Origin of the sequence: Azoarcus sp. KH32C (genome assembly GCF_000349945.1) — a bacterium.
Lineage (GTDB): Bacteria > Pseudomonadota > Gammaproteobacteria > Burkholderiales > Rhodocyclaceae > Aromatoleum.
In genome coordinates, this window is record NC_020516.1 from 1,380,464 (window position 1) to 1,405,741 (window position 25,278).

Annotated in this window: 22 protein-coding genes and 1 tRNA gene; 3 read left to right on the forward strand and 20 right to left on the reverse strand. The window is 62.5% G+C overall.

Annotation, left to right across the window (positions count from 1 at the left end):
• Positions 1–272: 272 nt before the first annotated feature.
• From AZKH_RS06175 to rpsU, 8 genes are all read right to left on the reverse strand, one after another.
• Entirely contained in the window at positions 273–1,220 is a 948-nt protein-coding gene (locus tag AZKH_RS06175) for a hypothetical protein (protein ID WP_156822046.1), read from the reverse strand.
• Between the two features lie 14 nt (positions 1,221–1,234).
• Positions 1,235–2,503 carry a hypothetical protein gene (locus AZKH_RS06180; RefSeq protein ID WP_015434890.1) on the reverse strand — a complete coding sequence of 423 codons (1,269 nt, stop codon included), beginning with the start codon at positions 2,501–2,503 and terminating at the stop codon, positions 1,235–1,237.
• Positions 2,504–2,505: 2 nt separating this feature from the next.
• Positions 2,506–5,277 (reverse strand): type VI secretion system Vgr family protein, encoded by a 2,772-nt coding sequence (locus AZKH_RS06185; RefSeq protein ID WP_015434891.1) that lies wholly within the window; start codon positions 5,275–5,277, stop codon positions 2,506–2,508.
• 178 nt (positions 5,278–5,455) lie between these two features.
• Positions 5,456–5,532 (reverse strand) — tRNA-Ile (locus AZKH_RS06190).
• A gap of 41 nt (positions 5,533–5,573) precedes the next feature.
• A complete protein-coding gene (gene rpoD, locus AZKH_RS06195) occupies positions 5,574–7,565 on the reverse strand; it encodes an RNA polymerase sigma factor RpoD (RefSeq protein WP_015434893.1) in 1,992 nt (663 codons plus the stop codon).
• A gap of 50 nt (positions 7,566–7,615) precedes the next feature.
• Positions 7,616–9,451 carry a DNA primase gene (gene dnaG / locus AZKH_RS06200; protein ID WP_015434894.1) on the reverse strand — a complete coding sequence of 612 codons (1,836 nt, stop codon included), beginning with the start codon at positions 9,449–9,451 and terminating at the stop codon, positions 7,616–7,618.
• Between the two features lie 34 nt (positions 9,452–9,485).
• A complete protein-coding gene (locus tag AZKH_RS06205) occupies positions 9,486–9,932 on the reverse strand; it encodes a GatB/YqeY domain-containing protein (protein ID WP_041656981.1) in 447 nt (148 codons plus the stop codon).
• 90 nt (positions 9,933–10,022) lie between these two features.
• Positions 10,023–10,235, reverse strand: coding sequence for a 30S ribosomal protein S21 (gene rpsU / locus AZKH_RS06210; protein ID WP_015434896.1), 213 nt, complete (start codon positions 10,233–10,235; stop codon positions 10,023–10,025).
• A 145-nt stretch (positions 10,236–10,380) separates the two neighbouring features.
• On the opposite strand from rpsU, the gene tsaD reads away from it, so the two are divergent.
• Positions 10,381–11,421, forward strand: coding sequence for a tRNA (adenosine(37)-N6)-threonylcarbamoyltransferase complex transferase subunit TsaD (gene tsaD, locus AZKH_RS06215; protein ID WP_015434897.1), 1,041 nt, complete (start codon positions 10,381–10,383; stop codon positions 11,419–11,421).
• A gap of 4 nt (positions 11,422–11,425) precedes the next feature.
• Here tsaD and plsY read toward each other — a convergent pair whose 3' ends face one another.
• Positions 11,426–12,022: a glycerol-3-phosphate 1-O-acyltransferase PlsY gene (gene plsY / locus AZKH_RS06220; protein WP_015434898.1), complete on the reverse strand. Its 597-nt coding sequence runs from the start codon at positions 12,020–12,022 to the stop codon at positions 11,426–11,428.
• Between the two features lie 41 nt (positions 12,023–12,063).
• On the opposite strand from plsY, the gene AZKH_RS06225 reads away from it, so the two are divergent.
• Positions 12,064–12,441, forward strand: coding sequence for a dihydroneopterin aldolase (locus AZKH_RS06225; RefSeq protein WP_015434899.1), 378 nt, complete (start codon positions 12,064–12,066; stop codon positions 12,439–12,441).
• 32 nt (positions 12,442–12,473) lie between these two features.
• Here the strand turns inward: AZKH_RS06225 and AZKH_RS06230 are convergent, their stop codons facing one another.
• The 10 genes from AZKH_RS06230 to AZKH_RS06275 all read right to left on the reverse strand — a co-directional run bounded on the left by AZKH_RS06230 (position 12,474) and on the right by AZKH_RS06275 (position 21,651).
• Positions 12,474–12,845, reverse strand: coding sequence for an H-NS family nucleoid-associated regulatory protein (locus AZKH_RS06230; RefSeq protein WP_015434900.1), 372 nt, complete (start codon positions 12,843–12,845; stop codon positions 12,474–12,476).
• A gap of 172 nt (positions 12,846–13,017) precedes the next feature.
• Positions 13,018–13,506, reverse strand: coding sequence for a Cys-tRNA(Pro) deacylase (ybaK, locus tag AZKH_RS06235; RefSeq protein WP_015434901.1), 489 nt, complete (start codon positions 13,504–13,506; stop codon positions 13,018–13,020).
• Positions 13,507–13,558: 52 nt separating this feature from the next.
• Positions 13,559–14,476: a site-specific tyrosine recombinase XerD gene (gene xerD / locus AZKH_RS06240; protein ID WP_015434902.1), complete on the reverse strand. Its 918-nt coding sequence runs from the start codon at positions 14,474–14,476 to the stop codon at positions 13,559–13,561.
• The gene (locus AZKH_RS27610) at positions 14,473–14,940 is read right to left on the reverse strand and encodes a methylated-DNA--[protein]-cysteine S-methyltransferase (protein WP_015434903.1); all 468 of its coding nucleotides are present in this window, start codon (positions 14,938–14,940) and stop codon (positions 14,473–14,475) included. Before AZKH_RS27610 ends, xerD begins: the two co-directional genes overlap by 4 nt.
• Before the next feature lie 34 nt (positions 14,941–14,974).
• Complete coding sequence (locus AZKH_RS06250; protein ID WP_015434904.1) at positions 14,975–15,568, reverse strand: chalcone isomerase family protein; 594 nt, start codon at positions 15,566–15,568, stop codon at positions 14,975–14,977.
• Positions 15,569–15,592: 24 nt separating this feature from the next.
• Positions 15,593–16,870 carry a glutamate-5-semialdehyde dehydrogenase gene (locus AZKH_RS06255; RefSeq protein WP_015434905.1) on the reverse strand — a complete coding sequence of 426 codons (1,278 nt, stop codon included), beginning with the start codon at positions 16,868–16,870 and terminating at the stop codon, positions 15,593–15,595.
• A 113-nt stretch (positions 16,871–16,983) separates the two neighbouring features.
• On the reverse strand, positions 16,984–17,991 hold the full coding sequence (gene holA / locus AZKH_RS06260; RefSeq protein WP_015434906.1) for a DNA polymerase III subunit delta: 1,008 nt from the start codon (positions 17,989–17,991) through the stop codon (positions 16,984–16,986).
• A complete protein-coding gene (gene lptE, locus AZKH_RS06265) occupies positions 17,988–18,497 on the reverse strand; it encodes an LPS assembly lipoprotein LptE (RefSeq protein WP_015434907.1) in 510 nt (169 codons plus the stop codon). Before lptE ends, holA begins: the two co-directional genes overlap by 4 nt.
• A gap of 11 nt (positions 18,498–18,508) precedes the next feature.
• Positions 18,509–21,130, reverse strand: a complete 2,622-nt coding sequence (gene leuS / locus AZKH_RS06270; protein WP_015434908.1) for a leucine--tRNA ligase — start codon at positions 21,128–21,130, stop codon at positions 18,509–18,511.
• A gap of 191 nt (positions 21,131–21,321) precedes the next feature.
• The gene (locus tag AZKH_RS06275) at positions 21,322–21,651 is read right to left on the reverse strand and encodes a hypothetical protein (protein ID WP_231874472.1); all 330 of its coding nucleotides are present in this window, start codon (positions 21,649–21,651) and stop codon (positions 21,322–21,324) included.
• Positions 21,652–21,942: 291 nt separating this feature from the next.
• Here AZKH_RS06275 and AZKH_RS06280 point away from each other — a divergent pair, with 291 nt between their 5' ends.
• A complete protein-coding gene (locus AZKH_RS06280; protein WP_015434910.1) occupies positions 21,943–24,150 on the forward strand; it encodes a UvrD-helicase domain-containing protein in 2,208 nt (735 codons plus the stop codon).
• Positions 24,151–24,193: 43 nt separating this feature from the next.
• Here AZKH_RS06280 and AZKH_RS06285 read toward each other — a convergent pair whose 3' ends face one another.
• On the reverse strand, positions 24,194–24,973 hold the full coding sequence (locus AZKH_RS06285) for a ParA family protein (RefSeq protein ID WP_041656988.1): 780 nt from the start codon (positions 24,971–24,973) through the stop codon (positions 24,194–24,196).
• Positions 24,974–25,278 lie beyond the last annotated feature (305 nt).

Consider the following 25,278-nt stretch of genomic DNA (forward strand, 5'->3'; position numbering starts at 1 on the left):
AACGGGTATTCGAACTCAATCCGTCCTGGTGCACCGAAGCGGTATACGAGGTAGCCATTCTTTCGGTCCCTCTGCAGGTCTCTTGACGCGCAAATCGAGGCCACTTTCGACGACTTCGCAATTCGGCAAGAGAAAACCACGTCTTCGTCGCCTGCGCAGTGGCTTGTGCCTGCGTCTGCGGGATTTGTGGCGGAAAATGCAAGAGCTACGAGGGCAAGTTTGTGTCGCATGGGCGGGTCAATCCGATTGACGAGGGCGCGAGTTGAGGAGCCTTATTTCGGTCTTGGTGTCGGAGCTGACACCTGCGTTACATAGCGTCCCTGTTTACCAGGCGCATCAGGGAACGTAGGCGCCCTTGTCGGCGGCATCGGGACGGGCCAGCCTGAGCGCTTGACCCAATCTGCGATATTCGGAATCGCCCCCGGCAGGTCCCCGGCTGGGCAGTCGTACAGGCAATACCAGGTATCGGCGTCCTTGCCGATGACCGGCTTGTGGTCGCCGAAGCGCGCCCAGCCGATGAAGGGCCTGATGTAGGTGCCGTGTGGGTGGCTCTTGGTCTTCGGCGCGTAGCTCGTGACATCGATATAGGGGCGAGCGTCGTCGTATAACTGATAGCCCCATTCGCGGCACCCGAAAATCGGCTTGACTGGGTCTGTCGGCTTGAACTTCGGTCCGTACTTGTAGAATTCATCGGTTGATGACCACGGTGAGGGCATTTCGTTTGCACTGCAGAATGTCGGCGCCCAATCGACGCTGGAATCGCCGAAACCGTGGAACCAGTCGGCGATGTCATATTGCCTGTCTTCTTTCGAGTCACCCTCAGAGAGAACAAGCAAGGTCAATCGTCCGATGGCCGCCAGTTGTCCTTTGAGCGGGCGGCGACTAGTGGTGGACGAAATCACGACTCCTCCGTCATTGAATTCCAAAGGAATCAGGCTGTGGCTCTCCCTTTCACCGAAGGGGTGAAAGATGTACGTTGGATCAAATATCTCCAAGTAGTCCGATGATGGAAGTCGGTCACCGGCTTTTTCTGAGTTACGTCTGATGGCGCCTTGTTTGATGTCAGACCACTCGCCCGCAACGAACTCAACCCAGTAACGTACCTCCCAAGGCCGCTTTATCCAGTGCGCAGCCCACGGATTTGCCTCTAAGGCTTTCGGCGCGAGCGCAGGCACTTGTGCGGAGGTGCTTGCGCACAGGCCAAGGCAGACGATGATCATGCAGTATCGCGAATTCATAGTATTTTCGGTTCGTGCACAGTAATGTGCAGATGATTGGCGTGCAGTTGTTCGTTGGACTTCCCTTGCCCTTTCGCGGCCGGTCGCTGCACGTTTGGCTCCGCCGGTCGATTATCATGAGTATTTAGATCCATGTACCAGGGGTCGAAGAGCTGTCCGACATACTGATCTTTCAGGAGAGAGTCCCGAAAAGCTTTCACGGATCCTGGTTCGTTGCGCTCACGTTCGTCGCTCCACGCCCTTCTGGCCGTCGAGCTTCTACGAGCAGCATCTCGGATTTCAGCATCCGACGCTCCCTCGTGCGGCAGTGCCGTTGTTTTCTTTTCTAAGGCTTCAAACTGATCGAATAGCCTCTTTTCCTCGTTGCTGACATTCGCCGTGTGTATAGCGTTAGGATTGCGTAGTTCCTCGCGATTCAGTCGGATGTTGTCCACGTAATTGACATCCAGTCCCAGCCCCGCCCTGTGAGCAATGCTACCGAGCAGGGGGCGCCAGCACGAAGTGACATTGAGGGAGCCAATGCGATTTTCCACTGCCGCCTGCAAGAGCGCCGCGTAGCCTGCAGGGTGTACGCGCGTCAGCCCGTCGCGCAAGAGCTCGTAATCGGTGATGTTGTCGCGTGGGTTCTCCGAGTCGGAGAAAGTGATTTTGATGTGGGCGGCGCTCTTTCCCGGTGTGGCGGGAAGATCGAGGATCAATGATGGATGCGCTAGCGGACAATAGATGCTTACGACCGCCTTACGGATCTCCGGTGGCGTCGTATCTGGTAATAGGCTTGGCACCTCCGCCGCCGTATAGCGGTGTGAGACCTTCATCCAGATGTCGCCTGTCAGAGGCGCCGCATATTCTTCGGTTCCTGCTTGTTGTGCGGATGGGGTGGCCGGGATAGGCCGATCGCTATCGTGGTGCCTTCCTTTCTTTTCCTTGATCTTAACGACAATATCTCGCTGGGTCGGTGTGACTGCGTAGACGGGCCTGGTGCGATAGGAGGGGTGCGCGTCGCTATTGAGAAATAGCGAGACAGTCGAACCAGCATCGACAACGACTTCGATCTTCCCGTTTGCGCCGGATACCTTCGCCGGTTTGTTGCGGTATACCGCCAGAACTTTCCCGTCCACCGCCAGGGCATATGGGATCTTCAGCTGCCTGGACGAAGCGCTCGTGTCGAATACATAGGTCACCTTGCGCTTCGGCGTTACCTGTAGCACGTTAATGGGCGGATTGATCTGCGTTTGACCGTTTGCGAAGCTGTTTGTCGATGTCATTTTTAGCAGCACTCGATTTCGGAATCGCCGGAAGCGTCAAACGGTTCGCTTGTTACGCTTTCCCAGTAAAGGCGAAGATTTTGGGGATCAGCGGTGGCAACTCGTTGCGTCAGTCCCATCTTGTCCGTCATTCCTCGGGCGACGGTGCCGTCGGAGAATTCGATGCGGTAAGGCAGCTCTGGTATCGGGTGCCCGGTTACGCTGTCGACGGCCTTGAATTGCTCCGTGTAGATCTTTGTTCGCGTGTCTGGCAGTGGTCTCAGCTTCAATTGGCTTGCCGCCGGCCCGACAAACGCATTTCCCGCCCCCTTCACTGAAAACGTCCCCGGGCACGCGAAGGTGATATCGGAGCCTTCGAGCATCACGCTGGACTGGCCGGCGGCGAGCACGATGCGGTCTTTGGCGGAAATGCGTATTTCGTCGTTCGAACTGGTGACCGTCACCGACTGGTCGGCGAGGATTTCCATTGCGTCGGTGTGGGCCTGGATCGAGTGCGAACCGGCGGCTGCGATGGTCTTGATGCCGCCTGAATGACTGAACCAGCTTGCGTCTTCGCCGATCGTGGCGGCGAAGGTGTGGGCGGCTGCGATGTGCAGGTCGCGCGCGGTGGTGGCGTGGAGATGCTCGCCCGCAAAGGCGAGGGTGGTCGCGGGTGTGTTCAGACCGATGTCCGTCGGAGATTCGGCGAGGATGATGGGTTCGGAGAAGCGTTCGACCGGATTGCTGCTGTCGCGACCGTCCGGGCGCGGTTTGAAGGTTGATTGACCGGCGGCAGTGTTCTGGTATCGCCCCGCGTCGGCGGGGTCGATCGAGTCAGCGAATTCCGTGAGCTGCGCGGTGGCCGCCAGCGCTGCCGCAGTATGTTGGCTTGCCGCGTCGGACAGGGATTGCGCAGTGCGGGACGCGGCGCGCAAGTTTGTCAGTGCCTCGTTGGCATCCGTCTGTGTGCTGTCCGTTTTCGGACGCGCGGTCGTGGATATGAGGAGTCCCTCGCCGGCTCGTAGTGCGAGCCACCCATCGGTGCGGAGCTCGAATCCACTGCCGCGGGCGGCGCCACGTGTCGCCGTGAACGGGGTCTGGTGGATGAGGTGACCGAGGTTCAGCTGGCTTGTCGAATGACTCGTGGCGAGACGCATGCGAAGTTGTTCGGGTGTGTCGTCGATGACCCACTGGTTGTAGCCGGATACATGGTTGTGGCTCATGCACCCCGAAAGCATGCCTGCGTGGTTGACGTTGCCATCGACCCCGGCGCTGAAGGGGGGGAGTTGTTCGCCGTTGTATAACTGGCCGACGACGATGGGGCGGTCGATGTCACCGTCGACGAACTCGACGAGGACCTCGGTCCCGATGCGCGGCAGGAAGTGCGAGCCCCAATTCGGGCCGGCCAGCCATTCGGCGACGCGCACCCAGGTTCCTGACGTGGCGTCTCCGGGGGCGTTGCCGTCGCTCGCTATTCCATCGGGGGTTGAGGGGGCGGCGAGTCCGCCCGGGTTGGGAGCGGCGCCGCGCTGCCACGCAAACTGGATCTTGACGCGGTGGTCGCGATCGGTGCTGAGAGGAGCGTCCGGGAGGCCGACGACGAGTGCGGTTTGAGGCGCAACGGACGATTTGCGGTTCGGAAGCGGGATTACCGGGACGTCCGCGGGCTGTGCGACGAAGCCGTTTGCGTAGCTGCCCGCTTCAATGTCTGGTGTTTCCAGCAATGCCGCCGCCTGCGCGCCGAGGTTGTTAGCTCCGCGATGGATGATCTCGAGCACCGTGAAGCGCCCGGGAGAGATCAAATACAGGTCGTGCTGGACGAGCTCGAAAGTGTGTGCTGGAGCGAGGACGCGCACGCGGCTTGTTCCTTCGAATTGCCGGTAGCGGGACTCATGGGCGGAGAGGGCGAGATCGGTCCGCGTGATGGCGGCGGCGGTATCTTCGAAGCGATAGGGGGCCGAGCCGTCGTAGATTTCGAGTGGTGGCAGCTCTCCGTTGTCCTGTTGGCTGGCAGCCTTCGCGCCCGTGGCAGTCAGTCGCTTGTAATCCCAACCACTGAAGCCTGCGGTATTGGGAGCGGCGCGGCGGATTTCGTTCAGCGTCTGGATCGTATCAGTGGCTTCGGTGGCGTCGTTGCGATGAAAGCGGATGAGAGCTTGCGGGCAGGTCGGCAGCGATGCATCCCGGTCGACCAGCACGAGCCGATGGCGGGCTCGGCCCGAACCGTCGCCGGCCACCGCCGCCTGATCGTGTTCGAAATAGAAGGGCAGTCCCTCGTTGGCCAACACGCGCACGAGGAACTCGAAGTCGGTCTCGCGGTACTGCGTGAGCCGGCTGTGGCGGCGCAGGGGCTGGGTGACTTCGCTGCGCCAGTCAGCGCTCGGATGCTGTGCAATGAGCGCGTCGACGAGCGCGACCGCATCGATGTCCTGGAACAGGCGACAGTCACGCCTCAGCTTGAGAAAGGCGAGCCATGGCTCGACGGTCAGGCGGTATCGCGCGAGGCCCCCGTCGGCGCCCAGTTGCGTGGCTTGGGTTACGTAGCCATGCCAGGTCCGCTTCGTCCCTTCTGCAAGCAGGATCCGCAACGACACTTCTTCGCCGATGACCTTGTCGAGCGCAATGTGCGCGTTGGTCGAAACGCAGTCGATGTCGAAACGGAACGGTTGGGAGATTGCCTCATGTCCCGTGAAGCGCTCGACAAGGAGGGCGGCTTCCGGGAGCGGGGTGCTCAGCTCCAGCAAGCGGGCGTGCTGGGAGAACAGCGTATCGAACAGTTGACGCAGGTCGATCATCGGTCAGTGGTGGCCGGGAAATGTCAAATAATGCGAATTGCATCACACGCCGACCTTGATCGCAAGGCGAATGGAATATTTATTGTGGGTGTTTTGGCGATCCGTGAGGGCGCGCACGGGAAGGCGAGGGCCGAAAAGCAGAACGCCAACCCGGGTGGGGTTGGCGTTCGGGAACAACTGGTGGGCCCAGCAGGACTTGAACCCGCGACCAAGCGATTATGAGTCGCCTGCTCTAACCGACTGAGCTATGGGCCCGTAAAGCGGTTGCCCGTCCGAGAGGACGGGCCTGGAGCGGGTCAAGCGTCGCTGTCGAGGAAGCTGCGCAGACGTTCCGAGCGGCTCGGGTGACGCAGCTTGCGCAGGGCCTTGGCTTCGATCTGGCGGATGCGTTCGCGGGTGACGTCGAACTGCTTGCCGACTTCCTCGAGAGTGTGGTCGGTATTCATTTCGATGCCGAAACGCATGCGCAGGACTTTCGCCTCACGGGCCGTGAGGGAGTCGAGCACTTCGCCGGTCGCTTCGCGCAGGCTGGAATACATCGCGGCGTCGGCCGGTGCAAGCGTGGCCTGGTCCTCGATGAAGTCGCCCAGATGCGAATCGTCGTCGTCACCGATCGGCGTTTCCATCGAGATGGGCTCCTTGGAGATCTTCATGATCTTGCGGATCTTCTCCTCGGGCATGTCCATCTTTTCGGCGAGCGTCGCGGGATCCGGCTCCTGGCCGGTTTCCTGCAGGATCTGCCGGCTGATGCGGTTCATCTTGTTGATCGTCTCGATCATGTGCACCGGGATACGGATGGTGCGCGCCTGGTCGGCGATCGAGCGGGTGATCGCCTGGCGGATCCACCACGTCGCGTAGGTCGAGAACTTGTAGCCGCGACGGTATTCGAACTTGTCCACCGCCTTCATCAGGCCGATGTTGCCTTCCTGAATCAGGTCGAGGAACTGCAGGCCGCGGTTGGTGTACTTCTTGGCAATCGAGATCACCAGACGCAGGTTGGCCTCGGTCATCTCGCGCTTCGCGCGGCGCATCTTCGCCTCGCCCGTCGACATCTGGCGATTGACGTCCTTCAGCTCCTTGAGCGAGATGCCGATGCGCGACTGCAGGTCGATCAGCTTCTGCTGCTCTTCGAGCACTGCCGGGTGCACGCGCATCAGGCCTTCGGCGTAACTCTTGCCGACGCCGATCTCGTCCTTGAGCCAGTTGAGGTCGACTTCGCGCCCCGGGAAGACCTTGATGAAGTGCTGGCGCGGCATGCCGGCGCGGTCGACACACAGTTGCAGGATCTGACGCTCGTGACTGCGCACCTGCTCGACCATGTGACGCACGGTGTCGCACAGGCGTTCGATCGCCTTCGCGGTGAAGCGAATATTGAGCAGTTCGTCCGAGATCTGCTGCTGCAACGCGAGGTAGCTCAGGTCTTGCGAGCCGTTCTTGGCGAGGGCTTCGAGCTTGCTCTCGTTGAACTTGCGGATGACCGCGAAGCGCGCCAGCGCGTCGGCCTTCAGCTGCGCGAGCGAGGCGGCGTTGGCGGCCGCTTCCTTTTCTTCGTCGCTGCTTTCGTCGTCGTCGTCGCCGGCGTCATCACCGCCTTCTTCGTCTTCGGCACCTTCGTCATCGACCTCCGCGAGCGCCGCGGCTTCTTCCTCGGCGGCGGCATTGGGGTCGATCAGGCCGTCGACGAGTTCGTCGACGCGCATTTCGTCGCCGGCGACCTTGTCCACGATCTCGAGCATTTCGGTGATCGTGGTCGGGCAGGCGGAGATTGCCTGGACCATGTGACGCAGGCCGTCTTCGATGCGCTTGGCGATTTCGATTTCGCCTTCGCGCGTGAGCAGCTCGACGGTGCCCATTTCGCGCATGTACATGCGGACGGGGTCGGTGGTACGCCCGAATTCGGAATCGACCGACGACAGCGCCTGCTCGGCTTCTTCTTCCGCGACATCCTCATCGACCGTGCTCGGGACGGCGTCCGACATGAGCAGGTCTTCGGCAGCTGGAGCTTCGTCGAAGACCCGGATGCCCATGTTGTTGAAGGTCGCGATGATACCTTCGATCTGCTCGGCGTCGGCAACGTCGTCGGGCAGGTGATCGCTGATTTCGGCGTAGGTGAGGTAGCCGCGTTCCTTGCCGAGGGAAATCAGGGTTTTCAGACGGGTCTTACGAACTTCCGCGTCGAGCGCCCCCACGGGCGCCCCTTCCTCGATCAGTACGGCTTTGTCTTTGGCTTTGGAGGCCCGTCCTTTCGGGATATCCTTCCGCGAATCCTTGACTTTTTCGCGAGCCATGGCACTCCTTGAATCGGGCGAACGATAAATTGGGGTAATCTGCAATTATACTAAACGTCGTCGACTTTGCGGAAGTTGACGGGCTGTCTTTTTTCTAATATTAGCTCGGCAAGTCGAGTGCGCTCGATCGGCGACAGGCCACCTTCGCGCTCGCGGTTCGTTAGTTCGCCAATCTCGCGTTCAATGGTGTCTGCGTGTAGCTTCCGTAATGTATCTTCGAAAAGCGTCTCGATAACGGCTTCGTCAAATTTGGCATCGACCAGTTCCCCAGCGACCCGCGCGATCGTTTCGTTGTGAGGCGTTTCGCGGAACTGCTCGACTAGCGCGCCGAGCCCTCCGTTCGTCACGAGATCGCCGGTGCTCATCATGTCGATGATCGCGACGAGGGCTCGTGCGTCGGCGGTGTCGTCCGGGACGAGGTCGACAGGCACGCGCGCCGCCCAGATCGGGTGGTGTAGCACGAGGCGCAGCAGGGTGTTGATGGCGGATGGCGGTCGCTGACGGCCCCGTGGCCTCGGACGGTCGCGGGGTGGGTAGGGTGTGCGTCGCGGTTCGCCGAGCTCCATGTCCTGACGGAAGTCCGTGGGTGCGCGTCTCGGCGTTTCGGATTTGAGTCCGAAGGCCGTTTCGACCTCGGCTTGACTGAATTCACTGGCTTCCGCGATGGCCTTGATCAGTTGCAGTCGCAGCATCGGTGCCGCGACCCGCGTCACGAGCGGCTTCGCTTCGTGCACGAGTCGCGCGCGGCCTTCGGCGGTATCGAGCGGGCAATCGGTGCGCAGTTCGTTGAGCAGGAAGGTGGTCAGTGGCGTTGCCGATGCAGCGGCCTGGCTGAATGCCGCTGCGCCGAACGCGCGCACGAAGGAATCCGGATCGTGCTCTTCCGGCAGGAACAGGAAGGCAAGCGTGACGTCGTCGCGTAGAGCCTCGAGCGACGATTCGAGCGCGCGCCGGGCCGCCTTGCGCCCTGCGGCGTCGCCGTCGAAACAGAACACGACGCGTTGTGCGTGACGCAGCAGAGTGTTGATGTGGTGCGGTGTCGTTGCAGTGCCGAGTGTCGCGACGGCGTTGCCAACGCCGAATTGCGCCAGGGCAACGACGTCCATGTAGCCTTCGACGACAACGGTGTGGCCGGCCTCGCGGATCGCCTTTTGAGCCTGCGGCAGGCCGTAGAGTTCGCGTCCCTTCTCGAACAGCGGGGTCTCGGGCGAGTTCAGATACTTGGGTTCGCCGCCGTCGAGCACTCGTCCGCCGAATGCGATGATGCGCCCGCGACGGTCCTGGATGGGGAACATGATGCGGTTGCGGAAGCGGTCGTAGCGCCGTCCGGCATCGTTCTCGATGACGAGGCCGGCGTCGAGCAGCGCCTTGCGCTCGTACTCGGGAAAGATCCGACGCAATCCATGCCAGTCGTCGGGGGCGAATCCGATGCCGAATCGGACGCAGATTTCGCCCGTCAGGCCGCGACGCTTCAGGTAGTCGATGGCGACCGGGGCGTGCTTCAGTTGGTCGCGGTAGAAGCGCGCCGCGGCAGTCATCGCAGCGAGGAGGTCGTCATGTTCGGGTGTAGCAGGCTGGCGATCGTGCCCGCCTTGGGATTGCGGAACCTGCAGCCCCGCGTAGCTCGCGAGTTCCTTGACGGCGTCGACGAAGGGCAGGCCGCTGTATTCCATCAGGAAGCTGATCGCGGTGCCATGGGCACCGCATCCGAAGCAGTGGTAGAACTGCTTGCTCGGGCTGACAGAAAAGGAGGCCGATTTTTCGCCGTGGAAGGGGCAGCAGGCAAAATAGTTGGCGCCGCTCTTCTTCAGGGTGAGGTGGCGCTCGACCACGTCGACGATGTCGACGCGAGCGAGGAGGTCCTGAATGAACGACTGCGGGATCATGGCCGGCCTGCCGCCGTGCTTCGGCGGCGAGCGGTCAGGAAGCCAGGCGGGCGCGAACGCGCCGCGACACTTCCGACATGTCGGCGCGACCCGCAAGGCGCGCCTTCAGCGGTGCCATGACGCGACCCATGTCGGCCGGGCCGGCTGCGCCGCTCTCGGCAATGGCTGCATCGATCGCGGCATCGAGCTCGGCGTCGGATAGGGCTGCGGGCAGGTAGGCCGACAGCACTTCGATTTCGAAACGCTCGGCGGCGGCGAGTTCGGGGCGGTTGCCGGCGTCGTATTGCGTGGCGGCGTCGCGGCGTTGTTTGACGAGCTTTTCGACCGTCGCCATGACGCCGGCTTCGTCGAGCTCGACGCGCTCGTCGATTTCGCGTTGCTTGATGGCGGCGATCAGCATGCGGATGGCTGACAGCCGTGCGCTATCCTTCGCGCGCAGGGCGGCCTTCATGTCGTCCTGGATGCGTAGTTTGAGAGACATGGCGACTCCGATGTCGAAAAGCAAAACCACACCGGGTGCGAATCTTCAGATCCGCACCCGGTGTGGGTCGTCAGACGTGGCTGAAGCTTCTTAGTAGAGCTTCGGCGGCAGCATCTGGGAGCGCAGGCGCTTCTGGGTGCGCTTGACGGCGGCGGCCGACTTGCGCTTGCGTTCCGCGGTAGGCTTCTCGTAGAACTCGCGGGCGCGCAGCTCGGTCAGCAACCCGGTTTTTTCGATGGTGCGCTTGAAGCGGCGGAGGGCAACCTCAAACGGTTCGTTTTCCTTGACGCGGATACCCGGCATTGCGAACTTCCTTGTGGATTCTGTAGGCGGAAAAGAGAGCAATTATATCGGCTGACTCCGGATAAGCCAAGCAGAAACTTAGCTTCGGCTTGTCAAGGTCGTTAGAATGCGGGTTTCTTACGCGGAAAGAGCGACTGGGGCAAGGATGAGAGTGCTGGGAATCGAGACTTCGTGCGACGAGACCGGGGTGGCGGTATTCGATACCGATGCCGGATTGCTCGGGCATCGGGTGCACTCGCAGATCGACCTGCACGCGGCCTATGGCGGCGTCGTGCCCGAGCTTGCATCGCGTGACCATATACGGCTCTTGCCGGTTCTCGTACGGCAGACGCTTGAGGCGGCGGACTGCGGGCTGCCGCAGATCGACGCCATTGCCTACACCGCGGGTCCAGGGCTCGCCGGAGCGTTGCTGGTGGGCGCGAGCTATGCGGAGTCGCTGGGCCTCGCATTGGATGTGCCGGTCCTGCCGGTTCATCATCTCGAGGGGCACTTGCTTTCACCTCTGCTGGCGCAGGATCCGCCGCAGTTTCCGTTTGTGGCCCTGCTGGTCTCCGGGGGGCATACTCAATTGATGGAAGTGACCGGCGTCGGCGAATACGCGCTGCTGGGCGAGTCGCTCGACGATGCCGCCGGCGAGGCTTTCGACAAGACGGCGAAACTGATCGGACTGGGCTACCCCGGCGGTCCGCAACTGGCACGCTTGGCGGAGTCCGGAAAGCCCGGATGCTTTGCGTTGCCGCGGCCGATGTTGCGCTCGGGCGATCTGGACTTCAGCTTCAGCGGCCTGAAAACGGCGGTATTGAATGTTGTCTCCGGCGATGCGTGGAATCCGGCGCACGTCGCGGATCTGGCGGCGGATTTCCAGGAGGCGGTCGTCGAGGTGTTGTGCGCGAAGGCGCTGAAGGCCCTGGAGCAGACCGGGCATTCGCGGCTCGTCGTCGCCGGCGGCGTAGGGGCCAATCGTCGCTTGCGGGAAAGGCTGGATAGTGCGGCGCGTCGGCGGAAGTGGCGTGTCTACTATCCCGAACCCGAGCTTTGCACGGATAACGGCGCCATGATTGCTTTTGCAGGCGCGCTGAGGTTGAAGGCGGGTCAGGTCGTCAATCCGGACTTCGCCGTGCGAGTGTATCCGCGCTGGCCGCTTGCAGCATTACGGTCGCCGAATGCGCTTGCGGCCGGAGCATAAGGCGTCAGGCCTTCTTGCGCGAACCGATCTTGCTTTCAGTGCCGTTGAGCAGCTTGCGGATATTGGGGGCGTGACGCCAGATCAGGATGGCTGCGATCAGCAGGAGTACCGTGATCGTCGGAGTAGAGCCAAGGATCAGATAGCCGGCAATAGGCGTTGCGACGGCAGCGGCAAGGGCTGCCGCGGACGAGTAGCGAGTGGTGAAGGCGACGGCGAGCCAGACGAGCAGCGCGGTCAATGCGATCCATCCGCTGATGCCGGCGAGAACACCAAGCGCGGTGGCAACGCCCTTTCCGCCATTGAAGCGCAGGAAGACGCTGAAGACGTGGCCGAGGAAGGCCGCGAGGCCGGCGAGTGCGGCGATCGTGGGTTCGAAGCCCAGACGTTGCGCGGCCCACACCGCGAGCCAGCCTTTTGCGCAGTCTCCGACCAGGGTCATCAGTGCCGCGCCTTTGTTGCCACTGCGCAGTACATTGGTGGCGCCCGGATTGCCGGATCCGTACTTGCGCGGGTCTGCCAAGCCGAACAAACGGCTTGAGACAATCGCAAACGGGATCGAGCCGAGAAGGTAGCCGGCGAGTAAGAGAGGCAGCAGGGTCATGTTTTCACCTAGAATTGCCGCGATTCTAATCAGGAACCGCCATGGACTTTATTTTCATTGAGGAGCTGCGAGTGCAGGCGTGGATAGGAATCTATCCGCGCGAGAAGGCTGCGCCGCAGACGGTCGAGCTGAACCTGACCTTCGGTGTTCCCGATTCCGCCGCCGAGCACGACGATATTGCCGATACCATCAACTATGCGGAAGTGATCGAGCGGATACGCAAGGAGCTGGCCGAGCAGCATTTCAATCTTATCGAAACGCTCGGGGAATTCGTCGTCAAGCTGCTGCTCGACGATTTCGGCGCGCCGTGGGTGAAGATCCGGATTGCCAAGATCGGCGTGATGAAAGGAGTGCGCCGCGTGGGCGTATTCATTCAGCGCGGGAAGGAGGGGGTTTCTCCTCCCGCGACGGCGAGCTGAAAGCTCGGGATGTCGGGCGCATGGCGCCCGGATCAAGCTTCCGCTTTCGCTTCGAGATCGGCCAAGGGCTTGTTTTGCCCCAGCCAGTCGATTACCCACTGGGGCTTGCGGCCACGGCCGCTCCAGCCGATCGACGGGTTGGCCGGATTGCGGTACTTGACCGGAACCGTGCCGGTCTTCTTGCTGGCGGCTTTGCCCTTGGCTTTGGCCTTGGCCGGAGCTGCCTTTTCTTCGGTTGCGGCATTAGGCAGCAGGTCGCTCAGGGATAGACCTTCATCGGCCGCCATCTTCTGCATCTTCTTGAGCAGGTCGCGACGCGTAGCGTCGCTGCGGCGCCGAATTTCGGTCTCGATCTTCGATTGAAGACGACGCAATTCGGTCAGCGACAGTTTGGCGATTTCCATTTTTATCCCCGTTTGTACATGTGGTTATTGCGAGATCGGTGTCAATTCGGATCGGTCCCGGTGTCGGGATGCGCTCTGATCCATGATTGGCTTCGGATATTCTGCCAGCAAAATTCGGCGGTTAAAATCTTTTTCGCAATTCCGGGGATTAATCAGGGCATAAAGTCACGAATCAAATCGCGACCTCCACGAGTTGCGGCTGGAGAATTCGGATCACATCATGCGGGTGAATGCCGATGAGGAAGCCGCGCCTGCCGCCGTTGATGTAGATGAGCGGCAGGTCGAGAATGGTTTTTTCCATGAGAATCGGCATGCGCTTGCGCAGTCCGAAAGGAGAGGTGCCTCCGACGAGATAGCCGGAATGACGATTGGCCACCTCGGGGGCGCAAGGCTCGATGCGTTTGCGTCCGGTCTGGCGCGCAAGTTCCTTCGTCGACACCTTGTGGTCGCCATGCATCAGCACAACAAGCGGTTCGCCGTTTTCATCTTCCATTATCAGCGTCTTGATAACGGAGTGTTCCGAAACATTTAGTTCGCGCGACGAAACGCTCGTTCCCCCGTGAGGCTCGTATTCGTAAAGATGGGTAGAAAAAGCGATGTGATGTTGCTTGAGAAATCGCGTCGCCGGAGTTTCGGGCGCATGTTGTTGCATTTTGCTCATGGGAGTAATCCGCGGTCGATCCTGCGGATTATGCGACGGCAATGCGGCGGCCTCAAGCGCGGGGATGATGAATTTCGTGCAGGGACTTGAGTCGTTCGCGCGCGATGTGCGTATAGACCTGGGTCGTGGAAATGTCCGCGTGTCCGAGGAGCATCTGCACGACTCGCAGGTCGGCGCCATGATTCAGCAGATGGGTTGCGAAGGCATGGCGCAAGGTATGGGGCGAAATGCGGTCCGTGGGAATCCCGGCGACGAGCGCGTATTGTTTGATGATGCGCCAGAACATCTGGCGGCTCATGCCGGAGCCTCGCCGCGTGACGAAGACTTCGTCGCAACTGCGGCGAGCAAGCAATATCGGACGCGCTTCCTGAATATAGCGTCGAAGCCAGTCGACCGCCTCTTCTCCGAGCGGGACGAGCCGCTCCTTGTTTCCTTTTCCCATTATCCTGACCAGTCCGTCGTTGATGCTGACCGAAAAGATCTTGAGTTCGACGAGTTCCGATACGCGCAATCCGCTGGCGTACATGACCTCGATCATGCTGCGGTCGCGCAGGCCGGTCGGGGTGTCGAGGTCGGGAGCCGCGAGGAGGCTTTCAACTTGTCTTTCGGTCAGGGTTTTCGGGAAACGCTCGGTGCGCATCGGTGGATCCAGCAGAGCGGTGGGATCGGTGTCGATGCGCCCTTGAGCGAGGAGATAATGAAAATAACGGCGCCATGACGATAGGAGTCGTCGCTGGCTGGTGGGACGGGCGGCAAGACTGAATTCGGCCAGATAGGCCATCAGGTCGGCGGCGTCGGCTTGGCTAAGGGTGCCGCCGCGGCGCTGCAGCCAATGCGCAAATAGCGCGAGATCGCTGCGGTAGCTCGCGAGTGTGTTCTTCGACAGGCCGTGCTCGAGCCACATTGCGTCGTTGAAGGCATCGAGCTCGGCAAGGGTCTCGGCCGGAAGTCGGCTTTCCGTGCTGCTCACGACCGTGCTTCGAATTCGAGCAGCCAGCGTTTCGCGCTGATGAGGTAGCCGTCCGTGGCGTTCGCGAAGCCGCCGAGGCTTCCTGCGGCGACGACACGGTGGCAGGGAACCACCAGCGGAAAGGGATTGGCGCCGCAGGCCTGCCCGACGGCGCGTGCGGCGCTGCCGAGTTCCGCGGCGATGCTGCCGTAACGGCGCTGTCGGCCTCGCGGGATTGCTGTGATGGCCGCCCATACGCGGCGCTGGAAAGCCGTGCCGCGTTCGACGAGCGGCAGGTCGAAGGGGCGGTCCGGATCTTCGATCCAGAGCGCGATTTGATGCGCGGCGCGCTCGGCCAGAAGATTGTCGGGAGACTTGGGGGTCGCGTCGGGCGGAAGAAAGACGAGTTCCTGCACGCGGTCCTCGGCGGTGCGAATGCCGAAATGTCCGAAGGGCAATTCGATGACTGCGGCGAATTCGGTCATCGAAGGTGGACGGCGGGTGGCGATCAAGCGAGCCTCAGCTGCCCTTGCCCAATAGGGCTTGCTTGAGTTCGTCGTCGGCGGGGTGTTCGCCGAGCCAGATGCGGAGCAGGGCCGGATAGAAGCCTTCGTTGGGGATGTCGTCGCCGCGACGCGTGCCGCCGACAGTCAGCCGCGTGCCGCTGCCGGGAATCGAGTCGAGCAGGACCTGGGTGCCTTTTGGGGTCTCCTTCAGCGACAGCATGATATTGCGGAATGCGTCGATCGAGGGCTGGAGCGAAGCCAATTCTTGCGGCGTATGGTTCTTCTTCAGGCCTTCCAGCAAGCCCCCGACGAACTGCTCGGCATCCAGATCGCGCAGCGTCACGAGGCGGATTCGTTTCGCTCCAGGCGCAGAGAGGATTGCGGCAAGGTTGCCGGCGCGTTGCGGCAGATAAAGGCCGATCGCATAGACCTTGAAGACCATTCGGGTCCGAAGTCCTGCGCCGTTCAGGGCGAGCGATTGGCCTGCGACGGTTGTCGCGTCGTCGAAACCGATGCCCGCCACGTCGGTGGTCGCTTGCGCGCCGCAGGCCCAGAAAACCAGGAAAAGGAGTGCGACCGATCGCCGCAGGCCGTTCAGGATCCCCATCTTGTCCCCCGGTTGGTCGTGCGTTCAGCGCCGCACTTCGCCATTGCCGAACACGATCCACTTCTGGCTCGTCAGCCCTTCTAGGCCGACCGGGCCGCGCGCATGGATCTTGTCGGTCGAGATGCCGATTTCGGCTCCGAGACCGTATTCGAAGCCGTCGGCGAAGCGGGTCGAGGCGTTGACCATGACCGAGGCCGAATCGACTTCGCGCAGGAAGCGCATCGCGCGGGAGTGATTCTCGGTGATGATGGCTTCCGTGTGACCCGAACTGTAGGCATTGATGTGCGAAATCGCCTCGTCGATGCCGGCGACGACTTTGACGGCGATGATCGGGGCGAGGTATTCCTCATGCCAGTCCTGCTCCGTGGCGGCGACGAGGCGATCGGCATCGACTCCCGCTTCGCGCAGAATCGCGAGCGATTCCGGGCAGCAGCGCATTTCGACGTGCTTGGCCGCCAGCATGCGTCCGATCTCGGGCAGGAAGCGTTTGGCGACGGCACGGTCGATCAAGAGCGACTCGGCGGTATTGCAGGTGCCGTAGCGTTGTGTCTTGGCGTTTTCGACGATCGGAGTGATCTTGTCCGGATCGGCCTGGGTTTCGACGTAGACGTGGCAGTTGCCGTCCAGGTGCTTGATGACCGGCACGCGCGCTTCGCGCGAGATGCGTTCGATCAGGCCCTTGCCGCCACGCGGGACGATCACGTCAACGTACTCGGGCATCGTGATCAGATGGCCGACGGCGGCGCGGTCGGTGGTGTCCACGACCTGCACGGCGGCTTCGGGCAGGCCCGCGGCTGCGAGGCCGCTCCGGACGCAGGCCGCGATCGCCTGGTTGCAGTGCAGGGCTTCCTTGCCTCCGCGCAGGATCGCGGCGTTGCCGGACTTGAGGCAGAGCGCTGCCGCATCGGCCGTCACGTTCGGGCGGGCCTCGTAGATGATGCCGATGACGCCGAGCGGTACGCGCATCTTGCCGACTTCGATGCCGGATGGACGGCGCTTGACGTCCGTGATTTCGCCGACCGGATCGGGCAGGGCGGCGATCTGTTCGAGGCCGGCGGCCATCGCTTCGATGCCCGTCGCGCTGAGGGTCAGGCGGTCGATCATCGCCGGTTCGAGTCCGGCAGCACGGGCTTCTTCGAGGTCGCGGGCGTTGGCGGCCAGAAGTTCGGCGCTGCGCTCGCGGATCGCAGCAGCCATCGCGAGCAACGCGCGGTTCTTGTCGGCGGTCGATGCCGCCGCCAGTTGGCGCGACGCGGCGCGGGCCTGGCGGCCCAAGGTCTGCATGTATTCCTGGATATCCATGAGCGTTCGGTGTTGCGAATCAAAAGACGATTAAAACATCGAACGTGCCTTCGCGGCCAGTGGGCAGTGCGGAAGGGATGGCGCGAAGCTGTGACGCGTCGCTACGGCAGCGGTCAGCGTCGCGAGAGGCGCAAGGCGAGTTGCTGGAACTCGTCCCAGACGTCGCCGGCGGTAAGTCCTTTGATGATGCGATCGATCTTTGCCGCGTGCAGCAGGGCCGCGCGCAGGGCCGCAGGCTGAAGTCGCGGCAGCGCGCGCTGGATGGCCTGGCGGCGCCGTTCGTCGAAGATCCGCTCCGCCTTCATCAGCGCTGTCAGTTGTTGGCCGGCCGCGACACCTGTGCTGAGTGAGGCGAGGGTGCGGATTTCGTTGGCGAGCGCCCACAGCACCAGTGGCGGCGCGGCGCCTTCGCCTTGTAGGCCTTCGAGCAGTCGAACGCAGCGCGACGGGTCCCCCTCGAGGACGGCGTGACGGAGTTTGTCGATGTCGTAGCGCGCGACGTTCAGCACCGCGTCCTGCACGTCCTCAAGGCTCAGCCTGCCTTCCTCGTGCAACAGTCCGAGTTTGAGAATTTCCTGGTGTGCGGCGAGCAGGTTGCCTTCGACGTGATCGGCGATGAAGGCGAGCGCTTCGGGCGCCGCGCTCTGCTTCTGACGCGCGAGTCGTGCGCCGATCCATTCCGGCAAGCGTTCGCGTTCAGGGGCATTGAGTTCGACTGCAATCCCGGCTTCGGATAGCGCCGTGAACCAAGCCGCCTTGCGGGCCGCCCAGTCGAGTTCCGGTAGTGTGATCAGTGTGACGACGCCGTCGGTCGCGTTGCGTGCGTGGCGTTGCAGCGCGTCGCCGCCGTCCCGTCCGGGTTTTCCGTTGGGGATGCGGAGGTCGATTAGCTTCGAACCGCCGAACAGCGAAAAATTGCCGGCGGCGGCATTCAGTGCATCCCACTTGAAGCCTTGTCCGACAACCAGCGTTTCCCGCTCCGTGTAACCCTGGCGACGAGCCGCGGCACGTATGAGGTCCGCGGCTTCGAGCACCAGGAGCGGCTCGTTGCCATGCAGCAGGTAGAGCGGGGCGAGCGGTTTCTCGAGGATTCCTGGCAGCTGGTCCGGGCGCAGGATCACGACTTGACGGCGGCCAGGCGCCGCACCAACTGCTCGACCAGGTCGCCCTGCATGTCGTTGTATAGCAGCGCCTCTTCCTGTTCCTTCGCCAGCACCTGCGAGTCGTCGAAATTGTATTCGCGTTTCGCGGTGATGACCGTTGGGGCAATTCGCTCCGCGCCGGAGCGGTCGACGAGCCGGAAGGCGATCGAGTAGGTCAGTTCATACTCGCGGACCTTGCCGGCGCCGGTCAGCGTCAGGATGTCGCGGTGGCGTTCGTTGCGCAGGATTTCGAGACGCACGTCGGCTCTTGCCGGATCGTCTTCGACGCTGGTGCTGCCGCTGGCGCGAATCCGGCGCCGCAACGCCGCACCCAGGTCACTCTGGGTGCTTACACCTAAGTAGATGCTCGAAAACGCCAGCGGCCGTGGGCCGCGCAGCTGGAAGCCGCAGCCGGAGAGCGCTCCGGCTGTCGCGAGGGCGGCGAGTGCAGCGAGCGTGCGGCGACGCGAACGGCTGTGGGACATCCGGAGCTTCCTCAGACGACGATATTGACGAGCCGGCCCGGCACGACCACGACCTTGCGCGGCGGCTTGCCTTCCATGAATTTCACGGCGGCTTCCGAGGCCAGCGCGAGGGCTTCGATCTGCGAGGTCGGCGCGTCGGCGGCGACCTTCACGCTGCCGCGGAGCTTGCCGTTCACCTGCACGACGAGTTCGATCTCGTCCTGCTTGAGCGCGCTCTCCGACGGCTCCGGCCAGGCGGCCTGCAGCAGGTCGCCGGCGAAACCACACTCGCTCCATAGCGCATGCGCGACGTGTGGCGTGATCGGTGCGAGCAGGCGCAGCAGGATCGACAGACCCTCTTCGACAACTTCCGCGTGGGCCGCGGCATCGTCGCGCGCGGCCTTTTCGAGGGCGTTGAGGATCTTCATCGCCGCCGAAACGACGGTGTTGAACTGATGCTTGCCGAAGTCGTAGTTGGCCTGCTTGAGACAGGTGTGGATTTCGCGACGCACGGCGGCCAGGCTTTCCGGCAGCTTGGCGGAAGCCAGGCTGCGGCTGGCGGGCAGAGCCGCCTTGTATTCGGTTGCGAAAGCGTGGCCGAAGGACCACACGCGGCGCAGGAAGCGGTACGCGCCTTCGACGCCGGAATCCGACCATTCGAGCTGTTGATCGGGCGGTGCGGCGAAGATGATGAAGAGGCGGGCCGTGTCGGCGCCGTAACGCTCGACGAGCGCCTGTGGGTCGACGCCGTTGTTCTTCGACTTCGACATCTTTTCGGTGCCGCCGATGACGACGGGCTGGCCGTCGGCAGTGAGCTTCGCGCCGACGGGACGGCCCTTGTCATCACGCTCGACCTGGACGTCGGCCGGGTTGATCCAATCCTTCTTGCCGTTGTCGGCTTCGCGGTAGTAGGTGTCGGCGACCACCATGCCCTGCGTCAGCAGGTTGGTGAAGGGCTCGGAGACGTTGACCATGCCTTCGTCGCGCATCGCACGGGTGAAAAAGCGCGAGTAGAGGAGGTGCAGGATCGCATGTTCGATGCCGCCGATGTACTGGTCGACCGGCGCCCAGTAATTGACGCGCGAATCGACCATCGCAGTGGCATTGTCGGTGCAGGCGTAGCGCAGGAAGTACCAGGACGACTCGACGAAGGTGTCCATCGTGTCGGTTTCGCGCCGTGCCGGCTTGCCACAGCTCGGGCAGGAGCACTGGTAGAACTCGGGCATCTTGGCCAGCGGCGAACCGCGGCCGGTGACTTCGACGTTCTCGGGCAGCACGACCGGCAGTTGCTCGTCCGGCACGGGGACGTCGCCGCAGTCGTCGCAGTGGATCATCGGGATCGGGCAACCCCAGTAGCGCTGGCGCGAGATGCCCCAATCGCGCAGGCGGTACTGGGTGCGCTTCATGCCGAGGCCGGTGGCCTGCAGGTCGGCCGAGATCGCATCGACGGCGTCCTGAAAGTGCAGGCCGTCGTACTTGCGCGAATTCACGAGGCGACCGGGTTCAGCGTAGGCGTCCTGCCACGGGGCGGCGGTTTCCGAATAAGCGTCGCGGGTCGAGCGCACGACCATCTGGATCGGCAGTTGGTACTTGGTTGCGAAGGCGAAGTCGCGTTCGTCGTGGGCGGGGACGGCCATCACCGCACCTTCGCCGTAGCCCATCAGCACGTAGTTGGCGACCCACACCGGGAGATATTCGCCGGTGATCGGATGCACGACGCGCAGGCCGGTCGGCATGCCCTTCTTCTCGATCGTCGCAAGATCGGCTTCGGCGATACCGCCGTGGCGGCATTCGTCGACGAAGGCGGCGAGTTCCGGATTGTTCTTCGCGGCTTGCAGCGCAAGCGGATGCTCGGCCGCGACGGCGACGTAGGTCGCGCCCAGCAGGGTGTCGGCGCGGGTCGTGAAGACCTTCAGCACGCCTGAGCTGCCGACCGTCGACAGGTCGTAGGGGAAATGGATTTCGACGCCTTCGGAGCGGCCGATCCAGTTCTTCTGCATCAGCTTGACCTGCTCAGGCCAGCCCGGCAGGCCGTCAAGCGCGTCGAGAAGCTCATCCGCGTAGGCGGTGATCTTCATGTAGTACATCGGTATTTCGCGTTTTTCGACCACAGCGCCGCTGCGCCAGCCGCGGCCATCGATGACCTGCTCGTTGGCAAGCACGGTCTCGTCGACCGGGTCCCAGTTGACGGTGCCGAGGCGCTTGTAGACCAGGCCTTTCTTGTACAGGCGCGTAAAGAGCCACTGTTCCCAGCGGTAGTAGTCGGGCTTGCAGGTCGCGAGCTCGCGCGACCAGTCGATCGCGAAGCCCAGGCGCTTCAGCTGGCCCTTCATGTAGTCGATGTTGGCGTAGGTCCACTTCGCCGGCGGCACGTTGTTCTGGATCGCGGCGTTTTCCGCCGGCATGCCGAACGCGTCCCAGCCCATGGGTTGCAGGACGTTGTAGCCGCGCATGCGGTGATAGCGGGCGAGCACGTCACCGATGGTGTAGTTGCGCACGTGGCCCATGTGCAGCTTGCCCGAGGGGTAGGGGAACATGCTCAGGCAGTAGTACTTGGGCTTGTTCGCGTCCTCGGTGACACGGAACGCCTGGGTGCTTTCCCAGTGCTGTTGGGCAGCGGCTTCTACCGTCGCGGGGGTGTATTTGTCCTGCATGGGAGGGGCTAAAGGCGTGGAAAACGCGCAAGTATAGCGCGAAGCCCTGCCGGCTCGTGCGCGACGCGCTACGGGTCGACGGGGAATGCGGGCAAAAAAAAGCACCCGGACTTGCGCCGGATGCTTGAATCTCCACTGAGGGAGAGGGAGGAAGATGGGTGCGCCGGAGGGCGCGAATTCGGGATGACGGCTCAGGCCGCTTTGCGCGACGTGCCGTCGTGGCGCTGCCAGTTCGCCGAAAAGGCGGCGAACATGTCTTCCATCGCGGTCAGCGGCAGGCGCCAGATACGGTTTTGGGTGCGCACGAAGGGTGTCACGTGCGGAGCGCAGAAGCTGTCGCGCTCTTCTTCGAGGAGGCGGAGGAAGGAGTTCATCGCTTCGCCCCAGTATTCGGAGGTGCCAACCCAGCCGGTTTCAGCCGTTGCCTCACGTACGGCCTTGTGCCACAGGACCGTGGCACGTTCGATCGATACGCCTGCCTTGCGGGCATACCAGGGCAGCAGCTTTGGGGTCTTCATCATTTGCTTCTCCAATCGACCATTTTCGGCCGTATCTTGCGCCGCACGGATCCGCTTTTTGGGCCGGTGGTGCGCGCGGTTATTGCAGTGCGTCATGTCGAGCGGAGCGGATTTTGAAGCCTCAAACCGTGGCCTGCCTTGATCCCGCTCAAACCTGTGTTGCTTTGCACAATTGGAAATTAGTCCAATGGTCAGACAACTTCAAGGGTCGTGTTGCAGCGCCGCAACAGTGGTGGAGATGCCAGTCTTGATGCCCGTGCCGGTTAGAATCTCGGCCTCTAGAGGAAAAAACGCATGTCCGATCTGCTTGCCAATCTGAACGCCGAACAACTCCAGGCCGTCACTCTCCCCCCGCGTCATGCACTGATTCTTGCGGGCGCCGGTTCGGGGAAGACCCGCGTGCTGACGACGCGGATCGCTTGGCTGGTCCAGACGGGGCAGGTCGATCCACAGGGGGTGTTGGCGGTCACCTTCACGAACAAGGCCGCCAAGGAGTTGCTGGCGCGCCTGTCGGCGATGCTGCCGCTGAACTTCGGTCATACCGCGCGCGGAATGTGGATCGGTACCTTTCATGGCCTGTGCAACCGGTTGTTGCGGACACATCACCGCGACGCCGGATTGCCTCAACTGTTCCAGATCTTGGATTCCGGCGATCAGCTGGCCGCGATCAAGCGTCTGCTGAAGACTCTCAACGTCGACGACGAGAAATTTCCGCCGCGTGAGCTGCAGCACTTCATCAACGCCCAGAAGGAAGCCGGTTTGCGTCCGCATGCCGTTCAGGCCTGGGACGATTACACGCGCCGCCGCGTGGAGCTTTACATCGAGTATGAGGCGCAGTGCCAGCGCGAGTCTGTTGTGGATTTTGCGGAGTTGTTGCTGCGCAGCTATGAGCTGCTCGAACGCAACGAGCCCATCCGTCGTCACTACCAGCGCCGATTCCGGCACATCCTCGTCGATGAGTTCCAGGACACGAACCGGCTGCAATACCGCTGGCTGAAGCTGCTCGCTGACGAGGGGCGGGAAGGTGGGGCCTGCCTATTCTGCGTGGGCGATGACGACCAGTCGATCTACCGCTTCCGCGGTGCCGAAGTCGGCAATATGCGCGACTTCGAGCGTGAGTTCCGCGTCGACAGCGTGATTCGCCTGGAGCAGAACTATCGCTCGCACGGCAATATTCTCGATGCGGCGAACGCGATCATCCGGCACAACACCGGCCGCCTGGGCAAGAACTTGTGGACGGAGCGCGGCGCCGGCGAGCCGATCCGCGTGTTCGAAGCCTACGCGGACAGCGACGAGGCGCGCTGGATCGTCGAAGAAATCCAGTCGCTGGTGCGGGATGGCGCGAGCCGGTCGGACATCGCCTTGCTGTATCGCTCCAATGCTCAATCCCGGGTGCTGGAGCATCAGCTTTTTTCGTCGGGTATCGCTTATCGCGTGTACGGCGGATTGCGCTTCTTCGAGCGCCAGGAGATCAAGCACGCGCTCGCTTATCTGCGCCTGATTGCGAATCCCGACGACGACACGGCGTTTAGCCGCGTGGTGAATTTCCCGACGCGCGGCATCGGTGCCCGTTCGCTCGAGACGCTGCAGGACGCGGCGCGGACCTGGAATACGAGCCTGTATGCGACGGTGCCGCATCTGACCGGCAAGCCGGGCACGGTGCTCGCGCAGTTCGTCCGTCTGGTCGAGGATATGCGCCGGGATACGGCGAATCTCCCGCTGCCCGAACTGGTCGATCACGCGCTCGATGCGAGCGGGCTGCGCAACTTCTACCGCAGCGAAAAGGAGGGGCAGGAGCGGCTCGAGAACCTCGACGAACTGATCAATGCGGCGGCGAATTTCCTCGCGGATGCGAGTCCCGATGCGGAAGCGATGGCCCAGTCGCACGCCTTGCTGGCGGATTTTCTCGCGCACGCGTCGCTCGAGGCGGGCGACCATCAGGCCGATCCGGGCAGTGAAGCGGTGCAGTTGATGACCGTGCATGCGTCGAAGGGTCTGGAATTCGACGTCGTCTTCCTTTCCGGGCTGGAGGAAGGCTTGTTTCCGCACGAAAACAGCGCGATGGAAACGGAGGGGCTGGAGGAGGAGCGGCGCCTGATGTACGTCGCGGTGACGCGCGCGCGGCAGCGGCTGTATCTGTCATTCGCGCAGAGCCGGATGTTGCACGGCCAGACGCGTTACAACATGCGTTCGCGTTTTCTCGAGGAGATTCCGCAGGCGCTTACGAAGTGGCTGTCGCCCCCGAGTCCGCGCGGCATGGGGATGCGGGGGGGCGGGGAGCCGGCGCGCGGTGGCTATTCGCCGCGACCGGCGCCGGCGCCCGCGCGGAATCAGGACCTGGGCGGACTGCGCATCGGCCAGTTGGTCACCCACGCGAAGTTCGGCCAAGGGGTGATCGTCGCCGCCGAAGGCAGCGGCTCCGATGCGCGCGTTCAGATCAACTTCGGCTCGGCCGGCATGAAGTGGTTGATGCTGGCAGTGGCCCGGCTTACGCCGGCGTAAGCCGGGCTCTACGCGGCGGCCGCAGCGACTGGCCGCCGACATTTCAGGCGCCGTACTTGCGGGCGAGGGCGTCGTGCAATGCGACGAACTCCTGCGTCAGCTTGTGCTTGGGGTCGAGATGGATGATCGGTCGTGACTGCTCGTGCGATTCCTTGATCTTGACCGAAGCCGACAGGTAGGGCGTCAGTACCGGCAGGCCCTCGTCGACGAGTTCCTGCACGACCTTCTGCGGGAGTGCCGCCCGGGCCTGGTACTGGTTGACGACGATGCCTTCGACCGCGAGCGCGCGGTTGTGGTCGGACTTGATCTCCTCGACGTTTTCCAGCAGCGAATACAGCGCACGACGCGAGAATTCATCGCAATCGAAGGGGATCAGGCAGCTATTCGCGGCGATCAGCGCGGAGCGGGTGTAGAAGTTCAGTGCCGGCGGGGTGTCGATGTAAACGAGGTCGTAGTCCTCGGCCAGTTCATCGAGCGCATCGCGCAGCTTGTAGATCTTGTAGCGCGATTCGAGCTTGCTCTGGAGATCTTCAAGCGCGGGGTGCGAGGGCATCACGTCGAGCCCTTCGAACGGGCTCGCGACGACGAAGTCGCCGGTCTTCTTCGGATTGAGCTTGAAGTTGAGCGTCTGATCGAAGAAATCGGCCAGCGTTGCATCGAAGGCGTTGCCCGACTCGCCGAGCAGGTACTGCGTCGAATTGCCCTGCGGATCGAGATCCACCACCAGCGTCCGCATGCCCTGGTGGGCACTGATCGCCGCCAGGTTGCAGGTGATGGTCGATTTTCCGACCCCGCCCTTCTGATTGAACACCACACGTCGCATCATTGCTTTCCTCAAGAGAGTGCCGCGAGATTGTGCCAAAAAATTTCGCTAGACATGCGTCATTGCAACAGCAGATCGCAATTTGTAACCGTGGGAAAGTTTCGGGTTTACCCTGATGCGATGCTTCCTGAGCTAAACTTGCGCTTCGTCAAAGGCGGCCGGATCGGCCTTGGTTACAGGTAAACGCCAGCCGGGCAATAGCCCTCTTTATGCTGTATGCCGATCCTTGCAGCGTGTCTGCAGCGATACCCCTAAAAGCTGTGGATGGTCGCAATTGGCGAGTTGCGGACGGGGGCCTACAGTCC